Genomic DNA, 18,753 nt, shown 5'->3' on the forward strand with positions numbered 1-18,753 from the left:
CTTTTATATTATTTATGAGGAAAATATAGTGATGATAGAAGCTAAAAAACTTTGTCTTGGATATGATGAGCTTGTTATAGAAAATGCTAGTTTTTCATTAAAAGATAATGATTTTGTTTTTATTACTGGAAAAAGTGGTAGTGGAAAATCAACTTTACTAAAATCTTTCTACGGAGATTTAGAGCCCATGAGTGGAAATTTAAAAGTTTGTGGTAATGATTTGATAAATATTTCTAATGTTGAACTTTTGCAACTTAGACAAAAAATAGGTATTATTTTTCAAGATTATCGTTTGGTTCAAGAATTTAGCGTTGAGAAAAATGTAATGCTTCCTTTGATGATTAAGGGTTATAGTAAAAATGTATGTAAAGAGCAAGCTGCAAAACTTTTAAAACATGTAAATTTAACATTTAAAGCGGATAAAAAGCCTGCACAACTTTCAGGTGGAGAACAACAACGCGTAGCTATGGCTAGAGCTTTGGCGCATAATCCAAAATTACTTTTATGTGATGAGCCAACAGGTAATTTAGATGAATATTCTTCAGATATTATATGGACATTATTAAAATCAGCTAGAGAGATACTTGGAACTTGTGTAGTAGTAGTTACACATAGAATTCCTACTAATTTAAGACTCGATTATCGTCGCTTTAATATAGAAAATGGGAGAATGAATGAAATCGTTTAAAAATCATCTTTCTTTAATATTTGCCTTAATGGTGATGATGTTTGCTTTTGAGTTTTTAATTATTACAAATAAAACTATAGAGCACTATGAAAAACTTTTAAATAAAGATTATAATATTATTTTGGTAGGAAAAACTTATTTAGATAAAAAAAGTATAGAAGATCAAATTGAACATTTTCAATCGTTAGAAGTATTAAATCCTAGTGAGATGGTTGATAGGCTTAAAAATAATATTTCGGCTAAAAATATTGAAGTATTAAAAGCAACTTTGCCTAAATTTTATACTTTAAAGCTTAATAAACTTTTATCAGAAGATGAGTTAAAAATTCTAAAAGAAAAATTGTTGAAAAATCCAAATATTACTAAAATTGAAACATTTGCCAAGACGCATACTAAAATCTATAAACTTCTTGTTTTAGTAAAGTTTTTACTATGGTTTTTCCTATTTATTATTATATTACTCAGTTTTGTGTTATTACTTAAGCAAATGAAAATATGGCTTTTTGAGCATACTCAAAGGGTTGAAATTATGTGTTTGCTTGGAGCACCGTTTTGGTTTAGATCATTTATGCTTTATAAAATTGTTTTCATTGATTGTTTGATTGCATTTTTATTATTGGTGTTATTTTTCACTCAAGTGTATGATCTTGAATCAATTAAATTAGTTTTAGAAAGTGTGGATATTAGTTTACCTAAAATAAGCATATTTACACATCTATCTTTAGTGTTTTTGATAATACTTTGTGTATGTTTTGTTTGTGTGAATTTTGTAATGTTTAAGGTTAGAAAATGAAAAAATGCTTTTGGCTTTTTTTATTTTCCTTTTCTATTTTGTTTGCAAATGAAATCGCACAAAAACAAAAAGATATCAAAGAAAATGAAAGAGTGGTTAAACAACTTTCTAAGAAATTAGAAGATCTGGCTGATGAAATTTTAGAAAATGAAAAAAATCTTAAAAAAATTGCAAATGAAATTAATATTTTAAGTTCTAAAACTTCTAAGTTAGAAAGTTCTGTTAGAAATCAAATTAAATCTTTAGAGCAATTAAATGTGCAAAATAAAGAACTTTTAAAAAATAAAAATAAAATAGAAGGAAAATTAATTGATTTAATAGCTAAAGATTTCGCTTATGACTTAGCTATTCCTAAAAATTATATAGAAAGTGAAGATAGTATTATTGTTCTAGAAATGATTGAAAATTTAGATAAAATTTTTAAAGATAATTTTTATCAAATTTCTAAAGATTATGAAGATATTAGTAAAAAAATCGAAGAAAAACAAACTCAAATTACAATAATTAATACAAATTTAAAAAGCTACAAAAACCAAATTGATGAGCTTAAAAATCTTAGAAAAAAACAAGAACAAGAAATTGCAAAACAAAGAACTGATAAAGAAATATATACAAGAAAATTATCTAATTTACAAGTACAACAACAAGAATTAAGACAAACTTTAAATAAATTAAAAATTATAAAAGAAAAGGAAGAAGAAAAAAAAGTTACACAAAAAATAGATGAAAAAAAACCATCAAATAATATCAAACAAGTAGGTTCAAGCTATCAAACAAGCAGTGTTAAGAGTTATAGTGGTGTTAAAACTATAGCACCTTTAGAGTCATATATAGTAAAACAAAAATTTGGAAATTATATAGATCCTATTTACAATATTAAAATTTATAACGAAAATGTTGTTTTAAAAAGTAATACTGCTAATGCTGCAGTGAGGAATGTTTTAGATGGTAAAGTGGTTTTTGCTAAGGCAACGCCAACTTTAAAAAAAGTAATTATTGTTGAAAATAAAAATGGAATTCATACTATTTATGCGCATTTGGATAAAATAGCACCTGGTGTTAAAGTAGGAAGAAATATAAAAAAGGGATATATCATAGGTAGGGTTGAGAGTGATTTAACTTTTGAAGTAACACAAAAGAATTTTCATATAAATCCTTTAGAAATGATTAGATAAATTAGTTTTTTTTAATGCGAATTTTGGTATAGTTTTATTTCAAAGGAGAATTTTCAATGAATAATAAAAGAAAAAGAGTTTTAGTTAAATTTTCTGGAGAAGCTTTAGCTGGTGAAAATGGCTTTGGTATAGAAAATTCTATTTTAAAATATATAGCATCTGAAATAAAAAGTTTAATTAGTGAAAATGTTGAAGTAGGTATTGTTATAGGTGGTGGAAATATCATTAGAGGTGTATCTGCTGCAAGAGATGGACTTATAAAAAGAACAAGTGGCGATCATATGGGAATGCTTGCTACTGTGATTAATTCTATAGCTATGCAAGAAGCATTAGAAAGTGCCGGTCTTGATGTAAGAGTGCAAAGTGCTATTCAAATGGAAGCATTTTGTGAAACTTTTATTATGAGGAGAGCACATAGGCATCTAGAAAAAGGACGTATAGTAATTTTTGCCTGTGGTACTGGTAACCCTTATTTTACTACAGATACTGCAGCGACTTTAAGAGCAGTAGAAATCCAAGCAGACATGATTATCAAAGCGACTAAAGTAGATGGAATTTATGACAAAGATCCTAAAAAATTTAATGATGCGGTGATGTTAAATGAATTAAGTTACGAAAGAGCTTTACATGATAACATAAAAGTAATGGATGATACTGCTATTGCTTTAGCAAAAGATAATGCTTTGCCTATAGTTGTATGTAATATGTTCAAAGAGGGAAATTTGTTAAAAATTATTCAAGGCGATATGAGTTTATGCTCTATTGTTAAAAATTAATACTAAGGAAAAAAATGAGAGTAGAACAAATAGCTGCAAAAGCTTTAAAAAAAATGAAAGATGATAGGTATAAATTGGCTTTAGTAGTTGCAAAAAGAGCAGAAGAACTTGCTAATGGTGCAGACCCTTTGGTTAATTTAGATAAAAACAAATATAAGTATACTGATATTGCTTTATATGAGATAGCAGAAGATAAAATCGTATTAGAGGGATTTATTGAAGCTAGTAAATGATGAATTATTGCTAGATAGGCTTATTAATGATGTAAAAAACTGTAAAGATTTGCAAAGAGCAAAAGAAATTCTCTTTTTAGTTTTTCCGCATTCTAATATTTTAGAAAGAGCTGTGAATTTTTGCATTCAAAAACATGAAGGGCAATTTAGAAAAAGTGGTGAACCTTATGCAGTTCATCCTATATTAGTTGCTTCTTTTGTCGCTTTTTTAAGTCCTATAGAATCTATGATTATAGCTGCTTTATTACATGATGTATTAGAAGATACAAATTGCAACGAAGAAGAATTGAGTTTAAATTTTGGTGAAGAAGTAACCAAACTAGTTCAGGGTTTAACTAAAATAGTTAGTATTAGAGAAGACCATCTTACACGCTCTAATTCAAATGAAAAATTAGCAAGATCTGCTTTAACTTTTAGGAATATGCTTTTAGCTGGTGTTGAAGATGTTAGTATCCTTGTGATAAAACTTTGTGATAGATTGCATAATATGCTTACACTAAGTTATTTAAGAGAAGATAAAAGAAAAAGAATTAGTGAAGAAACTTTAGTGGTATACGCTCCTATAGCTCATAGACTTGGAATTTCAAGTATAAAAAATTTACTTGAAGATTTAAGTTTTAAGTTTTTATTGCCTGAAGAATATATGCAGATAGATAATTATATTAACGCAAAAGATCAACAAATTCAACTTGAATTTAATGAATTTATTTCCAAAATAGAAATATTGTTTTTAGAAAATGGTTTTAGACAAGGTAGTTTTGTTATACACAAAAGAATTAAACATAATTATTCTATATATTTAAAAATGCAAAGAAAAGGTGTAGGACTTGAAGAAGTTTTAGATCTTTTGGGTGTTAGAATTTTGGTTGAGAAAGTTTATGATTGTTATTTGGCTTTAGGAATTCTACATACTCATTTTAATCCTTTAATTTCAAGATTTAAAGATTATATAGCATTACCAAAACAAAATGGGTATCAAACTTTACATACAACACTTTTTGATGCTAAAAATATCATAGAAGCTCAAATTAGAACTTTTGATATGCATAAAACTGCTGAATTTGGAGTGGCTGCTCATTGGAAATACAAAGAAGGAAATATTGTTACTCCAAATTTAGAGTGGCTTGCAGATATTTCTATGCACGATAAAGAAGGAAATAATGTTCAAGATTATGATGCAATAGAACTCTATGAGTATGCTAAAGATAGTTTATATATAGAAGATATTGCAGTATATTCACCAAAAGGAGAAATTTTTACTTTACCTCGTGGAGCCACAGCTTTAGATTTTGCGTATGAAGTTCATACAAAAGTAGGGCTTCACGCAAAAGCAGCCTTTGTAAATCGTATTAGAGTCCCGCTTTTAACTGTGCTTAAAAATGGTGATATAGTTAGTATCGAGACATCTGAAGAAGAGTATTTTAGATGTTCTTGGATTGATAGTGTTAAAACAGGAAAAGCAAAAGCAAGTATAAGAGATTTCTGTAAACAAAAGAAAAAAGAATTAAATAATAAAATTGCAATCAATCTTCTTTCTACTGTATTTAGTAAAGATTCAAAAATCATAAAAAAATGGCTAGAAAAAGAAAATTTTAGTAAAAAAATCAGACAAATTGCTTTAGATTTTAATTATTTTAAAGATGTAATTAATGCTCTTAGAAAATATATGATTCAAAATCAAACAAGTAAATTTGAGCAAAATGAACAAAAATTTGAAAGTATTATTATAGGTTCTAATTATAAAATTACTAGTATTAATTTTGATTATTGTTGTAGACCAAAAAGAGGAGATGAAATTATTGCTTTTAGGCATTCTACCAGTGCAACAATACATCACAAACTTTGCGAACAAGCAATGAAAATGATTGATGAAAATAAAGAAATGGTTTTTGCTTTGTGGAGTGATAGTTCTATAAAAAGTTATAAAATTATTGTTTCTATTGAAAATAAAAAAGGTTCTTTAGCAGATTTTTTGACTACTTTAGCTAAAATGCAAATTAATATTTTGAGTATTAATTCGACTGATTCAGAGCCTGTTGTAGCAAATTATTTTGAAGTGCAAGTTGAATTACCAAATAATATTGATGCTGAAAATACCAAAGAAAGATTAAAAACAAAGTATAAAATTTTAGACTTTATATCTTTAAATGATGCATATAATAATCACTAAAAAAGGTTTTATTATGAATATTAATGAAATTATTAAAGAAATTAAAAGAGGGATATCGGAAATTATTGATGAAGATAGATTAATTTTTTTAATTAGAAATTATTATGAAAAGGGTGAAAATTTCTTTGTAAAAGCTGGCTTTGATCCTACAGCAGCTGATTTGCATTTAGGGCATACTGTTGTTTTAAATAAAATGTCTTTACTTCAAAAACATGGGGCTATAGTGCAGTTTTTAATAGGTGATTTCACAGCACAAATAGGTGATCCTACGGGCAAAAGTGTTACAAGAAAAAAACTTGATAAAGAAGAAGTTCTTAAAAACGCCAAAACTTATGAAGAGCAAGTTTTCAAAATTTTAGATCCAAGCAAAACTCAAATTCATTTTAATTCTAAATGGCTTAATGAGTTAGGTGCAAGTGGTATAGTGGAATTGACTTCAACTTTTAGTGTTGCTAGAATGCTTGAAAGGGATGATTTTACAAAGCGTTTTAAAGAACAAAGTTCTATATCTATTTGTGAATTTTTATATCCACTTTTACAAGGTTATGATAGTGTTGCTTTAAAAAGTGATATTGAAATGGGTGGAACGGATCAAAAATTTAATCTTTTGATGGGTAGACAACTTCAAAGAATATATAATTGCAAAAAAGAACAAGCCGTTATAATGATGCCATTACTTGAGGGACTTGATGGTGTTAATAAGATGAGCAAAAGTTTGGGTAATTATATAGGAGTAACTGAAAGTGCTAAAGATATGTATGCTAAAGTTTTAAGTATAAGCGATGAATTAATGTTTAGATACTATGAGCTTTTAAGTGAGAAAAATTTAAGCGAAATTTCTCAAATGAAAGATGATATTAAAAATGGTTTATTGCATCCTAAAAAAGCTAAGGAAGATTTAGCTTTAGAAATTACTGTGCGTTTTCACTCAAATGAGTGTGCATTAAAAGCTAAGGAAGAATTTGACAAAGTTCATGGCGCAAAAGAGCTTCCTAGTGATATGCCAAGTTTTACTTTAGAAGGTAGTATTTGGCTTGCAAAAGCTATAGTAGAATGTAAAATGGAAAGCTCTACTTCAGCGTCAAGAAGATTGATTAATTCAAATGCGGTAAGTATTAATGGGGAAAAAGTTCAAGATGAACAATTCCAACTAGAAAGCGGAGAATATATTTTACAAGTTGGAAAAAGAAAATTTGCAAAATTAAAGGTAGTATGATGAGTTTTAAAGCTTTAAAAATTGGAAAGCATGAAATAAAATATCCTATTTTTCAAGGTGGTATGGGTCTTGGTATAAGCTGGGATAAACTTGCTTCTGCAGTTTCTTTAAATGGTGGTTTAGGAATTATTTCCTCAGTGGGAACTGGATATTATGAAAATAGAACACATATAGATAAAGAGCTTAATGCAAAACCTTATGGAAGTGATAATTTTTATTCAAAAGCAGGCTTGAAAGCTTTGATAGATAATGCTAGAAAAGTTTGCGCTGATGCACCTTTGGGTTGTAATATTTTATATGCAAGTAATAATTATGCACAAATTGCACATAATGCTTGTGAAGTTGGTTTTAATGTAATAGTTTCAGGAGCAGGGCTTCCTACAAATTTACCTGAATTTACACAAGATTATCCTGATGTTGCTTTGGTGCCTATTGTATCATCTGCTAAAGCTTTAAAAATTATTTGTAAAAGATGGCAAAGTAGATATAATCGTTTGCCTGATGCAGTTATAGTTGAAGGGCCTAAGAGTGGAGGACATCAAGGTTTTACTTATGAACAATGTTTGATGGATGAGTATCAATTAGAAAATGTAGTTCCACAAGTTGCACAAGAAATTAAAAATTGGGGGGATATACCACTAATTGCTGCAGGTGGAATTTGGGATAAGCAAGATATAGAAAAAATGATGTCTTTAGGGGCAAGTGGCGTTCAAATGGGAACTCGTTTCATAGGAACTTTTGAATGTGATGCAAGTGATGATTTTAAACAGGTATTGCTTGAATGTAAAAAAGAAGATATTGAACTTTTAAAATCTCCAGTTGGCTATCCTGCAAGAGGAATAAGAACTAACCTTTTAAATTTAGTTGATAAAAGAATGGGGCCAAAAATTTCTTGTGTGAGCAATTGCGTTGCACCATGTGGCAGAGGCAAGGAAGCTACTAAAGTGGGTTATTGTATAGCAGATAGATTATATGATGCATGGAGCGGCAAAAAAGAAACAGGCTTATTTTTTACAGGTATTAATGGATATAAACTAGATAAGCTTATTAGTGTAGAAGAGCTAATGAAAAAATTAGTTAATGGTGAAAATGCTTAGAATAGTCTTTATTTTTTTATTATTTTGTCTTAGTGCTTTTGCTAATGCAGAAGTTAAGAAATTTGATCAATTTTTTTTAATTTCTAATTCAGATGAGAAACTACAACTACATCAACAACTAAAATCTTTGTATATACAAAGTGTAATTAATGATAATTCTGAAGAAAAGAATGAAATTTTAAAAAGATTAATTATAAGTTCTAATTCTTTAGGTTTTGATGATAAAGCTTATGTGCAAGAGCTCAAAGAAAGCGGAGTAAGTGAAGAAGAAATTTCACGTTTAAAAAATGCTTTAAAAGTTATACAAGATCAAAAAATAAAAAAAGAACAAGCAAAAATTGAAACTAACGCTACAACATCTATTAATAAAAAAGAAGATAAAAAAGAAGATAAAAAAGAAGATAAAAAAGAAGATAAAAAAGAAGATAAAAAAGAAGATAAAAAAGAAGATAAAAAAGAAGATAAAAAAGAAGATAAAAAAGCCCCAGTGCAAAAAGAGCTTTTTGTGCTTGATGTAAAAAAAATAGATAATGGTGTCTTGCTTGATTTGAGTGAAAAAATCAGCCAAAAAGACATCAAAAATTTTACTCTCAAAGGTGATAAGAATTTTCGTTATGTTGCGGATTTTGATGGAATTTTAAAAGGATCTAAGAGAAATTTTGAATTTAAAGATTTTGATATTGTTGTTTCGCAGTTTGATCCGACTACTATGCGTTTAGTATTAACCTCTAAAAAAGAATTGAAAGTAAAAATAGAACTTAAAAACCAAAGTTTTTTTATGGGACTTGAAGAAATAGAAAAAAAAGAAAATCCAAAACCTAAACCTATAACTAAAGCTCAAAATGAAGTAAAAAAATTAGCAGTAAAAAAAGAAATTGATAAAAAAAATGAGCCGTTGTATATATTAAAATCAATCAAAGAAAAAAATGGTGTAAATTTAGAATTAAATAATGATATTGATATAGAAGATATTAAAATTAGTTCTTTTAAAGATGGTAAATTTTATCGTTCTATTGTAAGTTTTGAGGCAATATTGGAAGGTGATAGAAAAAAAATAAATATTAATAAAAATCAATCTATAACTCTGACTCAATATAATAAAACAACTGTTAGGCTTGTTTTAAGTTCAACAAGTAATTTTAAAACAAGTATTGATTTAGATGATAATGAGTTGTTTATAGGTTTTGAAAAAAATATCAAAAATACAAACCAAAAAACTAAGTTAACAGAAAAGAAATCTTCAGTTAAAAAAGCAGGAAAAATTATAGTAATTGATCCAGGCCATGGTGGTAAAGATCCAGGTACTTTAGGTACTAAGGGTGTTAAAGAAAAGGATATAGTTTTAAATGTTGGATTAAAACTTGGTAATGAATTAAAAAAAAGAGGGTATAAAATCTATTATACTAGAAGTACAGATAAATTTATAAATCTTAGAGATAGAACTTCTATGGCAAATGAAAAAATGGCCGATTTGTTTATTTCTATTCATGCAAATGCAGCACCAAACAAGCAAAAAGCAAAAACTCTTGAAGGAATTGAAACTTTCTTTTTATCACCTGCAAGAAGTGAAAGAAGTAAAAAAGCTGCAGAGTTGGAAAACCAATCGGATTTTGAAGAAATGAATTATTTTTCTAAGCAAACTTTTTTAAATTTTTTAAATCGTGAAAAAATAGTTGCTTCTAATAAATTGGCTATTGATGTGCAAAAAAGTATTTTAAGTAATGTGCGTAAAAAATACAAAGTAGTAGATGGCGGGGTTAGGGAGGCTCCGTTTTGGGTTTTAGTAGGAGCTCAAATGCCTGCAATTTTGATTGAGACAGGTTATATAAGTCATCCCAGCGAAAGAAATAGGCTCATAAATAATAATTTTCAAGAATTATTAGCTATTGGCATAGCTAATGGCATAGAAAGTTATTTTTATAAAAATCAATGAAAAAAGCAAATATTATTATTAAAAACAACACACCTTTTTCTTTGGATTTTGATGATTATTATTTTAATTGTGATGATGGTCTAGGTGAAAGTGCTTTTATTTATAGCAATGCCTTTGAATTTAATGAAAAACAAACTATTATTGCAGAACTTGGTTTTGGTATAGGTTTAAATTTTTTTCTTACACTAAAGCGCTTTTTAAAAGAAAAAAAAGATAGTCAAAGACTTTTTTATCTTAGTTTTGAAAATTTTTATATAGAAAAAGAAAAATTAAGAGAAATTTATAAAAATCTTGGTTTTTATGAGGAATTTAAAGAACTCTTGGAGCAATTTTTGCAATTTTATCCTATATGCAAAGATGGCGTTTATAGGTTTTATTTTCAAAATTGTTTTTTAGATTTGGTTTTTGGAGATGCTAAAGAAAAACTGCAAAATTTAGATTTTAAAGCTGATATTTGGTATTTAGATGGTTTTTCACCTGCTAAAAATCAAGATATGTTTAATGAAGATATTATAAAATATATAGCTAAAAATTCTAAAATAAAAGCTAAAATTTTGACTTTTTCTGCTGCTAGTTTACTCCAAAAAGCATTGCTTGCTAATAATTTTAGTGTAATCAAGATTAAAGGTTATAAAAAGAGAGAAATGATACAAGCTATTTTTAATGGCTTAGAATTTAAAAATAAGTTTGCATATTTTAATACCCCATCATTAAGAAAAGATGTCAAAAAAATAGCCATTATTGGTGGAGGTATAGCAGGAGCCAGTTTAGCTTATGAACTTTCCTTAAGAAATTGCAATATAGATGTTTTTGAAAAAGAAAATTCTTTAGGTAAAGGTGCTTCTGGAAATATTAATGGAATTTTAAGTTCTTTAATTTTAAAACCTGATGTTTTGCTTGGTGAATTTTCACAATATGCATTTTTAGAAGCAAGTAGATTTTATAGGCAAATTTTAAATTTAAATCCACAAGGTGTTTATGAATATGCACATAATGAACTTATGCAAGAACGTTTTAAGAGTCAAAAAAATAATATCTTATTTAAGATTATAAATAAACAAGCTTTTTTGAAAGATGGAATGTGTATAAAGCCTCAAGAAGTAGTCAAGACACTTTTAGAAAAAAGTAGAGCAAGATTATTTTTTGAGTATGATTTTTTAAACTATTCTTATGAAAAAGAAAAATTTATTTTAAAATTTAGCAATAAAAAATCTTTAAAAGATTATGATGTTTTAATTTATGCACAAGGTGCTGATGTTAAAAATGTTTTAAACTATAAATATATGAAGTTAAGTAGTGTAAGAGGTCAATGTACTCATTTAAAACCATTTTTAAATAATTTGCATGCATTATCTTCCAAAGGCTATGTTTGTCCTATTAATAAAGAGTTAAATTTGCAACTTATTGGTGCAAGTTATGATAGAATAAATCAAGATAATGTTCTTTTGGAAAAGGATGACTATCAAAATATTGAAAATATAAAAGAATTTTTAAAAGATACAAAATTAGAAATTTTAGGTGGTAAAGTTGGTTTTAGATCTTATTCTAGTGATAGATTTGCTATAGCAGGTCAAGCTTATGATGAAAAATTCTATCTTCAAAATTATAAAGCACTTTTATGGCATAAAGATAAAGCTCAAATAAGTCCTAATGGTTTTATTCCTTTATATTTTTCAATAGCACATGGTTCTAGAGCATTTGCTAGTGCTATTATTTGTGCTAGAGTAATAAGTTCTTTGATTTTTGATGAACCAAGAATTGAAAAAGATTATTTATATGCTTTACATCCTTCTAGGTTTTTAATTCGCCAATTAAAAAAAGGAAATCTTTAAAATTTATTCTATTTTTTCATATTTTTTAGAGGATTAAATGTAAAAATTCAACTTATAAATAAAAAATTCTAAAAGATAATTAATTTTTATTTTAAAAAATTGATATGTTTAAAAATTATAACCGCAATAAGATTTTATTTTTAGAATTAAACAATTAGAATTTTTATAAATAAATTTTTATTAAAATATTGGAAATATAATTGATTAATTTCATAAGATTAGAACATATCAGTTATATTGCAAAGCAAATTATTAAAGATGCAAATTATGTTCGTATTAAGCAAATTTGAGATATAAATAAATTATATAGCAAATATTAAGAGAGATAACAAGTGAGAAAATTCTTTTTTGTAAGTTGTATTTGTTTAAAAGTTTTTGCTTTAAATTTAGAAGAAAGTTTAAGTAAAAATGATGAAAACTTAACCAAAAAACAAAAAGATGTAAAAAATAATATTTCAAAACAAGTTTTTTTTCAAAAACCTAAAGAATATCAAGTTCAAAACATAGATTTTAATTCTTATGCCAGTAAATCACTAGGACAAATTTTAAATCTGAGTTCTAAAGATAAAACAGAAGCTAATATTGATTTTAATGCCATAAATGTTAATATTAAAAATATTAATTCTATATTTGATTATGAAAATATTTCACTGCTTTTAGAAAAACAAGCTAGAATAGGACAATTGGAACAATTTTATTCTATAGGAGTTATTAACCGCTATGAATTTGATGAATTTAATCTAGGTTTTAATTATTTTAACGATCAATATAAGAAAATCTATACTAAAAATAGCTTTGGCATGGAATTACAATTTAGTCAATATTTTAAAGCCTATGCAAATCATTGCAATGTTAAAGATAGTGATTTAGATGATAATATTGAAGTTGGAATTGTTTTCGATTTGCCATATTTGAATACTTTAAATATTAATTCCAATATAAAAGAATTGCAAAATCAATATAATATTACTTATTCTCCTATTTCAATTTTGGATTTATCACTTAATTATCAAGATGAAAAGAATAATACAAAAGATCAAACTGCTATGTGGGTAAGATTTAGACTAAATTACGAGCAAAGTATAAGTAAACAATTTTATAATAGTTTTTATCGAAAGAGTAATATAGGTAAATTTAATCGTTATGATTTTGCAACAAGGACTTATTGATTGCTCATAAAACGAGCAATATCATTATAAGTTACAAACACCATTAAACTTAAAAGTAAAGCCATGCCAAAATAACTAAGATATTCAAAACATACTTTTGGCACTTCTTTTTTAAAGACTAACTCATAAAGGTTAAAAAGTATATGTCCTCCATCTAGCGCTGGAATGGGAAGTAAATTTAATACTCCAAGGTTGATAGAAATTAAAGCGGTGATTAAAAATAAAACTACTATGCTAGTATTTGCTGCTTTGGAAGTTATATCCACCATAGTGATGATTCCACCCATATTCTTAGCGTCTAATTCTCCGCTGATGATTTTAGCAAGACCTTTAAAAATAAGTAAAGAGGCTTCTATGCTTTCTTCATAAGCATATTTTAAACTACTAAATCCTGGATGATAAATAGTAACAAACTCACCCTTAGGTGCTATGCCAATTAGTGGTTTTTGAACTTTTTGATAAAATTCATTATAACCTTGGTCAATTTGCGGGGTTAGGGTGATGTTGATGAGTTTACCATCGCGTTCTATATTAAGTAAGGTTGGTTTTATATGTACAAGTTTGCCGATTTCTTCAAAGCTTTGAATTTTAACTCCATCTATAGCTAGGATTTTATCTCCAATTTGTAAATTTGCTTTTTGCGCAGCTGAGTTTGGTGCTATATTGCCAATAATAGGTGCAAGTTTTTGAACTCCTAAAAAACCTATGGCTATATAAAGTAAAAATGCTAAAAAGAAATTAAAAAATGGTCCCGCAAAAAGTATGTAAATTCTAGCTAGAGGACTTAGAGTGTTATAGCTATTTGGTTCGTAATTTTTTTCGCTAGGATTTAAATCATCTTGTCCTTTGAGTTTAACATAGCCTCCAAAAGGTAGAGCAGATAAGCGGTATTCTGTGTTTTTGTAAGTTTTTTTAAAAACAGCTCTTCCAAAGCCTATACTAAAAATTTCTACATCTACTTTCATATGTTTTGCGGCTAAAAAATGTCCTAACTCGTGAAAAAAAATTAAAAAAGATATAACCAAAAGCGTTATTAAAAAGCTAAAAGAATAAAATTTAAAGCCAATGACTAAGATAATAAATAAAAATAAATATGATTTCAAATTATACCTTTTTTAAATGTTTTGTATAAGCTAGTATGTATTCAAAAGCCGAATAAAGTGTAAGTACTAAGGCAATGAACAACAATGTATTAGCAAAAGGCCATTGCATGATTAAAAATATAATAGCTATCATTTGAAAGGTTGTTTTTATTTTTCCTGCAAAAGAAGCACTTACATCAAATTTTTCACTCATCATAACCACTCTAAAACCGGTTATAAAAAATTCTCTTACTAGAATAATATAAATCATCCAAGGATCGGCTTTTTGGGTGAGCAATAATCCTAAAAAGGCAGCCAAAACAAGCATTTTATCTGCTAGTGGATCTATAATAGCTCCAAGTTTTGTGGTTTGGTTCCAAGTTCTTGCAATATAACCATCAAAAAAATCAGTCAAGGCAGCTATACCAAAAACAACACAAGCAAAATAATTTACCCAACTAGGATGAATATTTTCAAAATCATTAATAAGCAAAAAAAACAAAAGTGGAGCTAATAATATCCTTATAAATGCTAAGATATTGGGTAAATTCATTGTTTATTAATCCTTGTGTTTAAAGAAAATACCCCAAAATGGGGTAATGAATCATTTAAAAGTTGTTCCACCATCTACAATTAGTGTATGACCTGTGATCCAATTTGCTTTATCAGAACATAAAAATAAACATGCTCCTGCTAAATCTTGAGGCTGTCCAATACGGTTTAATGGACTAAGATTAATAGTTGCATTTTTAACTTCTTCATAATTTGTGAATGCTTTAAGCGCGTCAGTGTCAATTGGTCCACCACTTACTACATTTACACGGATGTTTTTAGAACCAAGTTCAGTTGCAGCATATCTTGCCATAGCTTCTACCGCTGCTTTAGCTGTACCGTGTCCTGCATAGTTTTCAATATGTACTAAATTTCCTGTTGAAGAAATAGATAATATACTACCCCCGCCAACTTTTTCCATTCTTTTTGCTGCTTCTTGTGCTCCAACAACAAAAGCATTTACAGTTGCTGTGAAGATATTATTAATACCTTTTGGCTTTAATTTCATAAATTTAGTATATCCACCTACAACAGCACGACCTGAGATGATAGCATTAGAGATGAAAAAATCTATTCTGTCAAAATCTTGATCGATTTTTTCAAATAATTCTTTATAAGTTTCTGGTTCAAGTATGTTAAACTCGTAAGCCTTTGCTTTGATTTTATAGTTATTTTCTAAATCTTTTACAATTTCTTGAGCTAAATCTGCGTTAGAATTATAAGTAAAAGCTACATTGGCTCTTGCTTTTGCAAACTCATATACAATAGCTTTACCAATCCCTCTTGTTCCACCGCTAATTACTAAAGTTTTATTTTGAAAAAAAGTATCCATTAAAATCCTTTGATATTATAGTTTTTCATAATCGCTTCTATTTTTGCTAAATTGCAATCACTAGGTTTACAAAGTGGCAAACGATATTCTAAAGTAGGAGTTAAACCTGCTATATACATTGCTGCTTTAATAGGTATAGGATTGCTTTCGCAAAATAAAATTTTATTGATATTATACAACTCATCATTAATTTTTTTAGCTTCGATGTATTTTTCTTCTAAAGCTAGATGAGTTAATTTTGAAATCATATCAGGAAGTAAATTTGAAGTAACTGAAATCACACCTTTACCGCCATTTGAAAGTATAGGATAATTAATCGCATCTTCTCCACTTAAAAGCATCATTCTAGGCTCATGTGCTAGCAAATCAACGCATTTATCAATGCTCCCGCTAGCTTCTTTTACTCCATAAATATTTTCACAATCTCTAAATAATCTTATAATGGTTTCTGTTTGAAGCTCACAACCTGTTCTTCCTGGCACGTTGTATAAAAGTACAGGTATATCTATGCTTTTTGCTATTTCTTTATAATGTAAATACAAACCTTCTTGTGTGGGTTTATTGTAATATGGAGTAACGCTTAAAATTCCATCGGCTCCATGCTCTTGTGCAAATTTAGCCAAACTTACAGCTTCATGGGTAGCATTGCTTCCTGCTCCTGCTAAAACCTTACAAGAACTTCCCTTGCAAGCATCTAATGCTATTTCTATACAAATTCTATGTTCTTCATGGGTTAAGGTGGCACTTTCTCCGGTTGTTCCAACAGGTACTACTGCATCAATCCCATTTGCTATTTGTCTTTTGATGAGTTTGTGGTAAGTTTGTTCATCTAATTTTCCATTTTTAAATGGAGTTATTAAAGCTGTCATTGCTCCTATGATGATTTTATTGTCCATTTTCACCCCTTTTTTAAGATTATTGTAGTAGATTTGTTTTCATTGAAATATTTTCTAGCACAATGAATTAAGTCATCTTTGCTTAGATCTTCTATATTTTTTTCATAATTAAGTAAAGGTTTTAAATCACCTTTGGCAAGATAAGATCCATAAATATTTGCAACGCTACTTGCATTGCTTAGTGAAAAAATAAAATCACTTTTTACGGTGTTTTTGATTTTTTCCATGATAGTATCATCAAATTTAGCATTTTTTACATCTTCAAGAATTTTTAAAAGCTCTTTTTCAACATCTTCTGCTTTTATACCTTCATTGCAAACACAAATAAATATAAATAAATTCTCATCTATATTTTCACTTGCATAAGCATAAAATTCATTGATAAGTTCTAATTTATCAATTAAAATTTCACTTATTAAAGAACTTTTTCCATTTCCCAAAAGTTCGCTTAATGCACAAAGTTTTGGCATATCTTCATGATTAAATGCAGGAATTTTATACGCAAGTGCTAGTAATTGTGTATCGCTTTCTTTATGCAAGATCACACGTTTAGCACCATCTTGCTCAGGTTCTTTTTCATGAACTATAGGGATTTCTTTGGTATTTTTTATATCTTGAAAATGCTTTTTAGCTAAAGTAAATACTTCATCTTCATTAATATCACCACTTACAAGCAAAATAGCATTTTTAGGTTGATAAAAAGTTTGATGAAAATCTTGTATATCTTCTATTTTCCAATTTTGTATATCTTTAAAAAAGCCTATCGGGGTCCAGTGATATGGATGGTGTAAAAAGGCATGATTGTATAATCTAAAATACAAATATCCTAAAGGATTATTATCAGTCCTCCAACGCCTTTCTTCTAAAACTACATTTCTTTCAGGCTGAAACTCATCATCTTTTAAATTTAAATTACGCATTAATTCAGCAAAAAGCCATAAAGACTTATCTAAATTTTCGCTAGAGCATTTTATAAAATAATGCGTATAGTCAAATCCCGTGCTTGCATTATCTACTCCGCCAAAACCCTTGACTATCTCATCAAATTCACCTGCTTTTAAATTTTTTGTACTTTTAAAATTTAAATGTTCAAGCATATGGGCTATGCCGCTTTTTCCCATTTTTTCATTTCTTGAGCCAACTTTATAAAAAATATCTACACTTATAACTCCGCTTTTTTTATTTACAGGTAAAGTATAGACTTCAAGTTTATTTTTAAGGGTGATTTTTTTATAATTAATCATTTAAAATTAACTCCTATAGCTTGACTAATATGATTAAAACCATCTTGTTTTAAAAGTTCAATTAAACCTTGATTGATATTTTTGACTATACTTGGTCCTTTAAAAATCATAGCTGTATAAATTTGAACCAAACTAGCCCCGTTTTTAATGCGTTCATAAGCAAGTTCGGCACTATCTATGCCTCCACTTGCTATTAAAATAGTATCTTGATAAATTTCTTTAGCTACTTCTTTAAAAAATGTCGCACTTTTTTGGGTGATTAATTTACCGCTAATTCCGCCAAAAGTTCTTGTATTATCAATCAAAGAATAATCTATACTAGTATTTGCCATGATAATACCATCAGCTTTTGCACTAATAGCACTTTTGCAAAGTGAAATTGCACCATCTATACTCATATCTGGAGCGATTTTTAAAATCACAGGTTTATCTGTAATTTCTTTTGCTTGAGTAAATAAGGTACTTACAAATTCTTCGCTTTGTAAATCTCTTAAATTTTTGGTATTTGGTGAAGAAATGTTAATCACAAATAAATCACACAAATCTTTAAATTCTTTTAATAAAATAATATAATCATTAATAGCTTCTTCGTTGGGGGTAATTTTATTTTTACCAATATTTGCTACTAAAGGTATGCTAAAAGGATAGACTTTTTTTACTTCTTTCGCAATAGCATCTTTGCCTTTATTATTAAACCCCATAGCATTTTGAATACTTTCTTGTTCAACAAGTCTAAAAAGTCTAGGTTTTTCATTGCCGCTTTGTGGTTTTGGAGTGAAAGTTCCATATTCTAAAAAACCAAAACCTAAAGCACTTAGCGGTCGTATCATAGTTGCGTTTTTATCAAATCCACCTGCTAAACCAATGGGATTATAAAAATTTAGATTAAAAATTTCTTGATTTAAAATTTCATCATTTACCACACAATCTTTTGCGAAAAAACTAAATCCTCCAGGAAATATGCAATCTAGCGTTCGCATACCAAATTCAACTAAAGCATGAGCATTTTCTGGATCAAATTTATAAATTAAAGGTTTTAAACTTTCATAAGTCATTTTTTTCCTT

The 18,753-nt window shown here is 27.9% G+C and carries 17 protein-coding genes; 11 read left to right on the forward strand and 6 right to left on the reverse strand.

What is annotated here, in order from left to right; genetic code table 11:
* Positions 1-31 precede the first annotated feature (31 nt).
* From CAQ16704_RS03250 to CAQ16704_RS03300, 11 genes are all read left to right on the forward strand, one after another.
* Positions 32-688 carry a cell division ATP-binding protein FtsE gene (locus tag CAQ16704_RS03250; RefSeq protein ID WP_039667712.1) on the forward strand — a complete coding sequence of 219 codons (657 nt, stop codon included), beginning with the start codon at positions 32-34 and terminating at the stop codon, positions 686-688.
* Positions 675-1,481: an ABC transporter permease gene (locus CAQ16704_RS03255; RefSeq protein ID WP_039666852.1), complete on the forward strand. Its 807-nt coding sequence runs from the start codon at positions 675-677 to the stop codon at positions 1,479-1,481. The genes CAQ16704_RS03250 and CAQ16704_RS03255 overlap by 14 nt, the downstream gene beginning before the upstream one ends.
* Positions 1,478-2,656 carry a murein hydrolase activator EnvC family protein gene (locus CAQ16704_RS03260; protein ID WP_039666853.1) on the forward strand — a complete coding sequence of 393 codons (1,179 nt, stop codon included), beginning with the start codon at positions 1,478-1,480 and terminating at the stop codon, positions 2,654-2,656. Before CAQ16704_RS03255 ends, CAQ16704_RS03260 begins: the two co-directional genes overlap by 4 nt.
* 56 nt (positions 2,657-2,712) lie before the next feature.
* The gene (gene pyrH / locus CAQ16704_RS03265; protein ID WP_039666854.1) at positions 2,713-3,432 is read left to right on the forward strand and encodes a UMP kinase; all 720 of its coding nucleotides are present in this window, start codon (positions 2,713-2,715) and stop codon (positions 3,430-3,432) included.
* Between the two features lie 14 nt (positions 3,433-3,446).
* Positions 3,447-3,665, forward strand: coding sequence for a DNA-directed RNA polymerase subunit omega (locus tag CAQ16704_RS03270; RefSeq protein ID WP_039666855.1), 219 nt, complete (start codon positions 3,447-3,449; stop codon positions 3,663-3,665).
* Positions 3,649-5,835, forward strand: a complete 2,187-nt coding sequence (locus CAQ16704_RS03275) for a RelA/SpoT family protein (protein ID WP_039666856.1) — start codon at positions 3,649-3,651, stop codon at positions 5,833-5,835. Before CAQ16704_RS03270 ends, CAQ16704_RS03275 begins: the two co-directional genes overlap by 17 nt.
* Positions 5,836-5,848: 13 nt before the next feature.
* Complete coding sequence (gene tyrS / locus CAQ16704_RS03280) at positions 5,849-7,051, forward strand: tyrosine--tRNA ligase (RefSeq protein WP_039666857.1); 1,203 nt, start codon at positions 5,849-5,851, stop codon at positions 7,049-7,051.
* The gene (locus CAQ16704_RS03285) at positions 7,051-8,148 is read left to right on the forward strand and encodes a nitronate monooxygenase (protein ID WP_039666858.1); all 1,098 of its coding nucleotides are present in this window, start codon (positions 7,051-7,053) and stop codon (positions 8,146-8,148) included. Before tyrS ends, CAQ16704_RS03285 begins: the two co-directional genes overlap by 1 nt.
* On the forward strand, positions 8,141-10,081 hold the full coding sequence (locus CAQ16704_RS03290; RefSeq protein WP_039666859.1) for an N-acetylmuramoyl-L-alanine amidase family protein: 1,941 nt from the start codon (positions 8,141-8,143) through the stop codon (positions 10,079-10,081). The genes CAQ16704_RS03285 and CAQ16704_RS03290 overlap by 8 nt, the downstream gene beginning before the upstream one ends.
* Positions 10,078-11,913: a bifunctional tRNA (5-methylaminomethyl-2-thiouridine)(34)-methyltransferase MnmD/FAD-dependent 5-carboxymethylaminomethyl-2-thiouridine(34) oxidoreductase MnmC gene (gene mnmC / locus CAQ16704_RS03295; RefSeq protein ID WP_039666860.1), complete on the forward strand. Its 1,836-nt coding sequence runs from the start codon at positions 10,078-10,080 to the stop codon at positions 11,911-11,913. Before CAQ16704_RS03290 ends, mnmC begins: the two co-directional genes overlap by 4 nt.
* Before the next feature lie 332 nt (positions 11,914-12,245).
* Entirely contained in the window at positions 12,246-13,082 is an 837-nt protein-coding gene (locus CAQ16704_RS03300; protein WP_039666861.1) for an inverse autotransporter beta-barrel domain-containing protein, read from the forward strand.
* Here CAQ16704_RS03300 and rseP read toward each other — a convergent pair.
* Genes rseP through CAQ16704_RS03330 form a run of 6 tightly spaced genes read right to left on the reverse strand, consistent with a single transcriptional unit; the run spans position 13,076 to position 18,743 of the window.
* Entirely contained in the window at positions 13,076-14,185 is a 1,110-nt protein-coding gene (gene rseP, locus CAQ16704_RS03305; protein WP_039666862.1) for an RIP metalloprotease RseP, read from the reverse strand. The genes CAQ16704_RS03300 and rseP overlap by 7 nt on opposite strands.
* 1 nt (position 14,186) lies before the next feature.
* Entirely contained in the window at positions 14,187-14,717 is a 531-nt protein-coding gene (gene pgsA / locus CAQ16704_RS03310) for a CDP-diacylglycerol--glycerol-3-phosphate 3-phosphatidyltransferase (protein ID WP_039666863.1), read from the reverse strand.
* 51 nt (positions 14,718-14,768) lie between these two features.
* Positions 14,769-15,548 carry an enoyl-ACP reductase gene (locus tag CAQ16704_RS03315; protein WP_039666864.1) on the reverse strand — a complete coding sequence of 260 codons (780 nt, stop codon included), beginning with the start codon at positions 15,546-15,548 and terminating at the stop codon, positions 14,769-14,771.
* Positions 15,548-16,444: a 4-hydroxy-tetrahydrodipicolinate synthase gene (gene dapA / locus CAQ16704_RS03320; RefSeq protein ID WP_039666865.1), complete on the reverse strand. Its 897-nt coding sequence runs from the start codon at positions 16,442-16,444 to the stop codon at positions 15,548-15,550. Before dapA ends, CAQ16704_RS03315 begins: the two co-directional genes overlap by 1 nt.
* 2 nt (positions 16,445-16,446) lie before the next feature.
* Complete coding sequence (locus tag CAQ16704_RS03325) at positions 16,447-17,688, reverse strand: M16 family metallopeptidase (protein ID WP_039666866.1); 1,242 nt, start codon at positions 17,686-17,688, stop codon at positions 16,447-16,449.
* On the reverse strand, positions 17,685-18,743 hold the full coding sequence (locus CAQ16704_RS03330; RefSeq protein ID WP_039666867.1) for a quinone-dependent dihydroorotate dehydrogenase: 1,059 nt from the start codon (positions 18,741-18,743) through the stop codon (positions 17,685-17,687). The genes CAQ16704_RS03325 and CAQ16704_RS03330 overlap by 4 nt, the downstream gene beginning before the upstream one ends.
* Positions 18,744-18,753 lie beyond the last annotated feature (10 nt).

It is taken from the genome of Campylobacter sp. RM16704, from assembly GCF_000816245.1.
GTDB lineage: Bacteria > Campylobacterota > Campylobacteria > Campylobacterales > Campylobacteraceae > Campylobacter_D.

What these genes read in the sequence shown, in the direction of transcription:
- dapA (WP_039666865.1), bottom strand. Translation starts at nt 16,444, where the DNA reads ATGGACAATAAAATCATCATAGGAGCAATGACAGCTTTAATAACTCCA.
- CAQ16704_RS03250 (WP_039667712.1), top strand. Translation starts at nt 32, where the DNA reads ATGATAGAAGCTAAAAAACTTTGTCTTGGATATGATGAGCTTGTTATA.
- CAQ16704_RS03260 (WP_039666853.1), top strand. Translation starts at nt 1,478, where the DNA reads ATGAAAAAATGCTTTTGGCTTTTTTTATTTTCCTTTTCTATTTTGTTT.
- CAQ16704_RS03315 (WP_039666864.1), bottom strand. Translation starts at nt 15,548, where the DNA reads ATGGATACTTTTTTTCAAAATAAAACTTTAGTAATTAGCGGTGGAACA.
- CAQ16704_RS03325 (WP_039666866.1), bottom strand. Translation starts at nt 17,688, where the DNA reads ATGATTAATTATAAAAAAATCACCCTTAAAAATAAACTTGAAGTCTAT.
- CAQ16704_RS03285 (WP_039666858.1), top strand. Translation starts at nt 7,051, where the DNA reads ATGAGTTTTAAAGCTTTAAAAATTGGAAAGCATGAAATAAAATATCCT.
- pgsA (WP_039666863.1), bottom strand. Translation starts at nt 14,717, where the DNA reads ATGAATTTACCCAATATCTTAGCATTTATAAGGATATTATTAGCTCCA.
- CAQ16704_RS03255 (WP_039666852.1), top strand. Translation starts at nt 675, where the DNA reads ATGAAATCGTTTAAAAATCATCTTTCTTTAATATTTGCCTTAATGGTG.
- tyrS (WP_039666857.1), top strand. Translation starts at nt 5,849, where the DNA reads ATGAATATTAATGAAATTATTAAAGAAATTAAAAGAGGGATATCGGAA.
- CAQ16704_RS03330 (WP_039666867.1), bottom strand. Translation starts at nt 18,743, where the DNA reads ATGACTTATGAAAGTTTAAAACCTTTAATTTATAAATTTGATCCAGAA.
- CAQ16704_RS03270 (WP_039666855.1), top strand. Translation starts at nt 3,447, where the DNA reads ATGAGAGTAGAACAAATAGCTGCAAAAGCTTTAAAAAAAATGAAAGAT.
- pyrH (WP_039666854.1), top strand. Translation starts at nt 2,713, where the DNA reads ATGAATAATAAAAGAAAAAGAGTTTTAGTTAAATTTTCTGGAGAAGCT.
- mnmC (WP_039666860.1), top strand. Translation starts at nt 10,078, where the DNA reads ATGAAAAAAGCAAATATTATTATTAAAAACAACACACCTTTTTCTTTG.
- CAQ16704_RS03290 (WP_039666859.1), top strand. Translation starts at nt 8,141, where the DNA reads ATGCTTAGAATAGTCTTTATTTTTTTATTATTTTGTCTTAGTGCTTTT.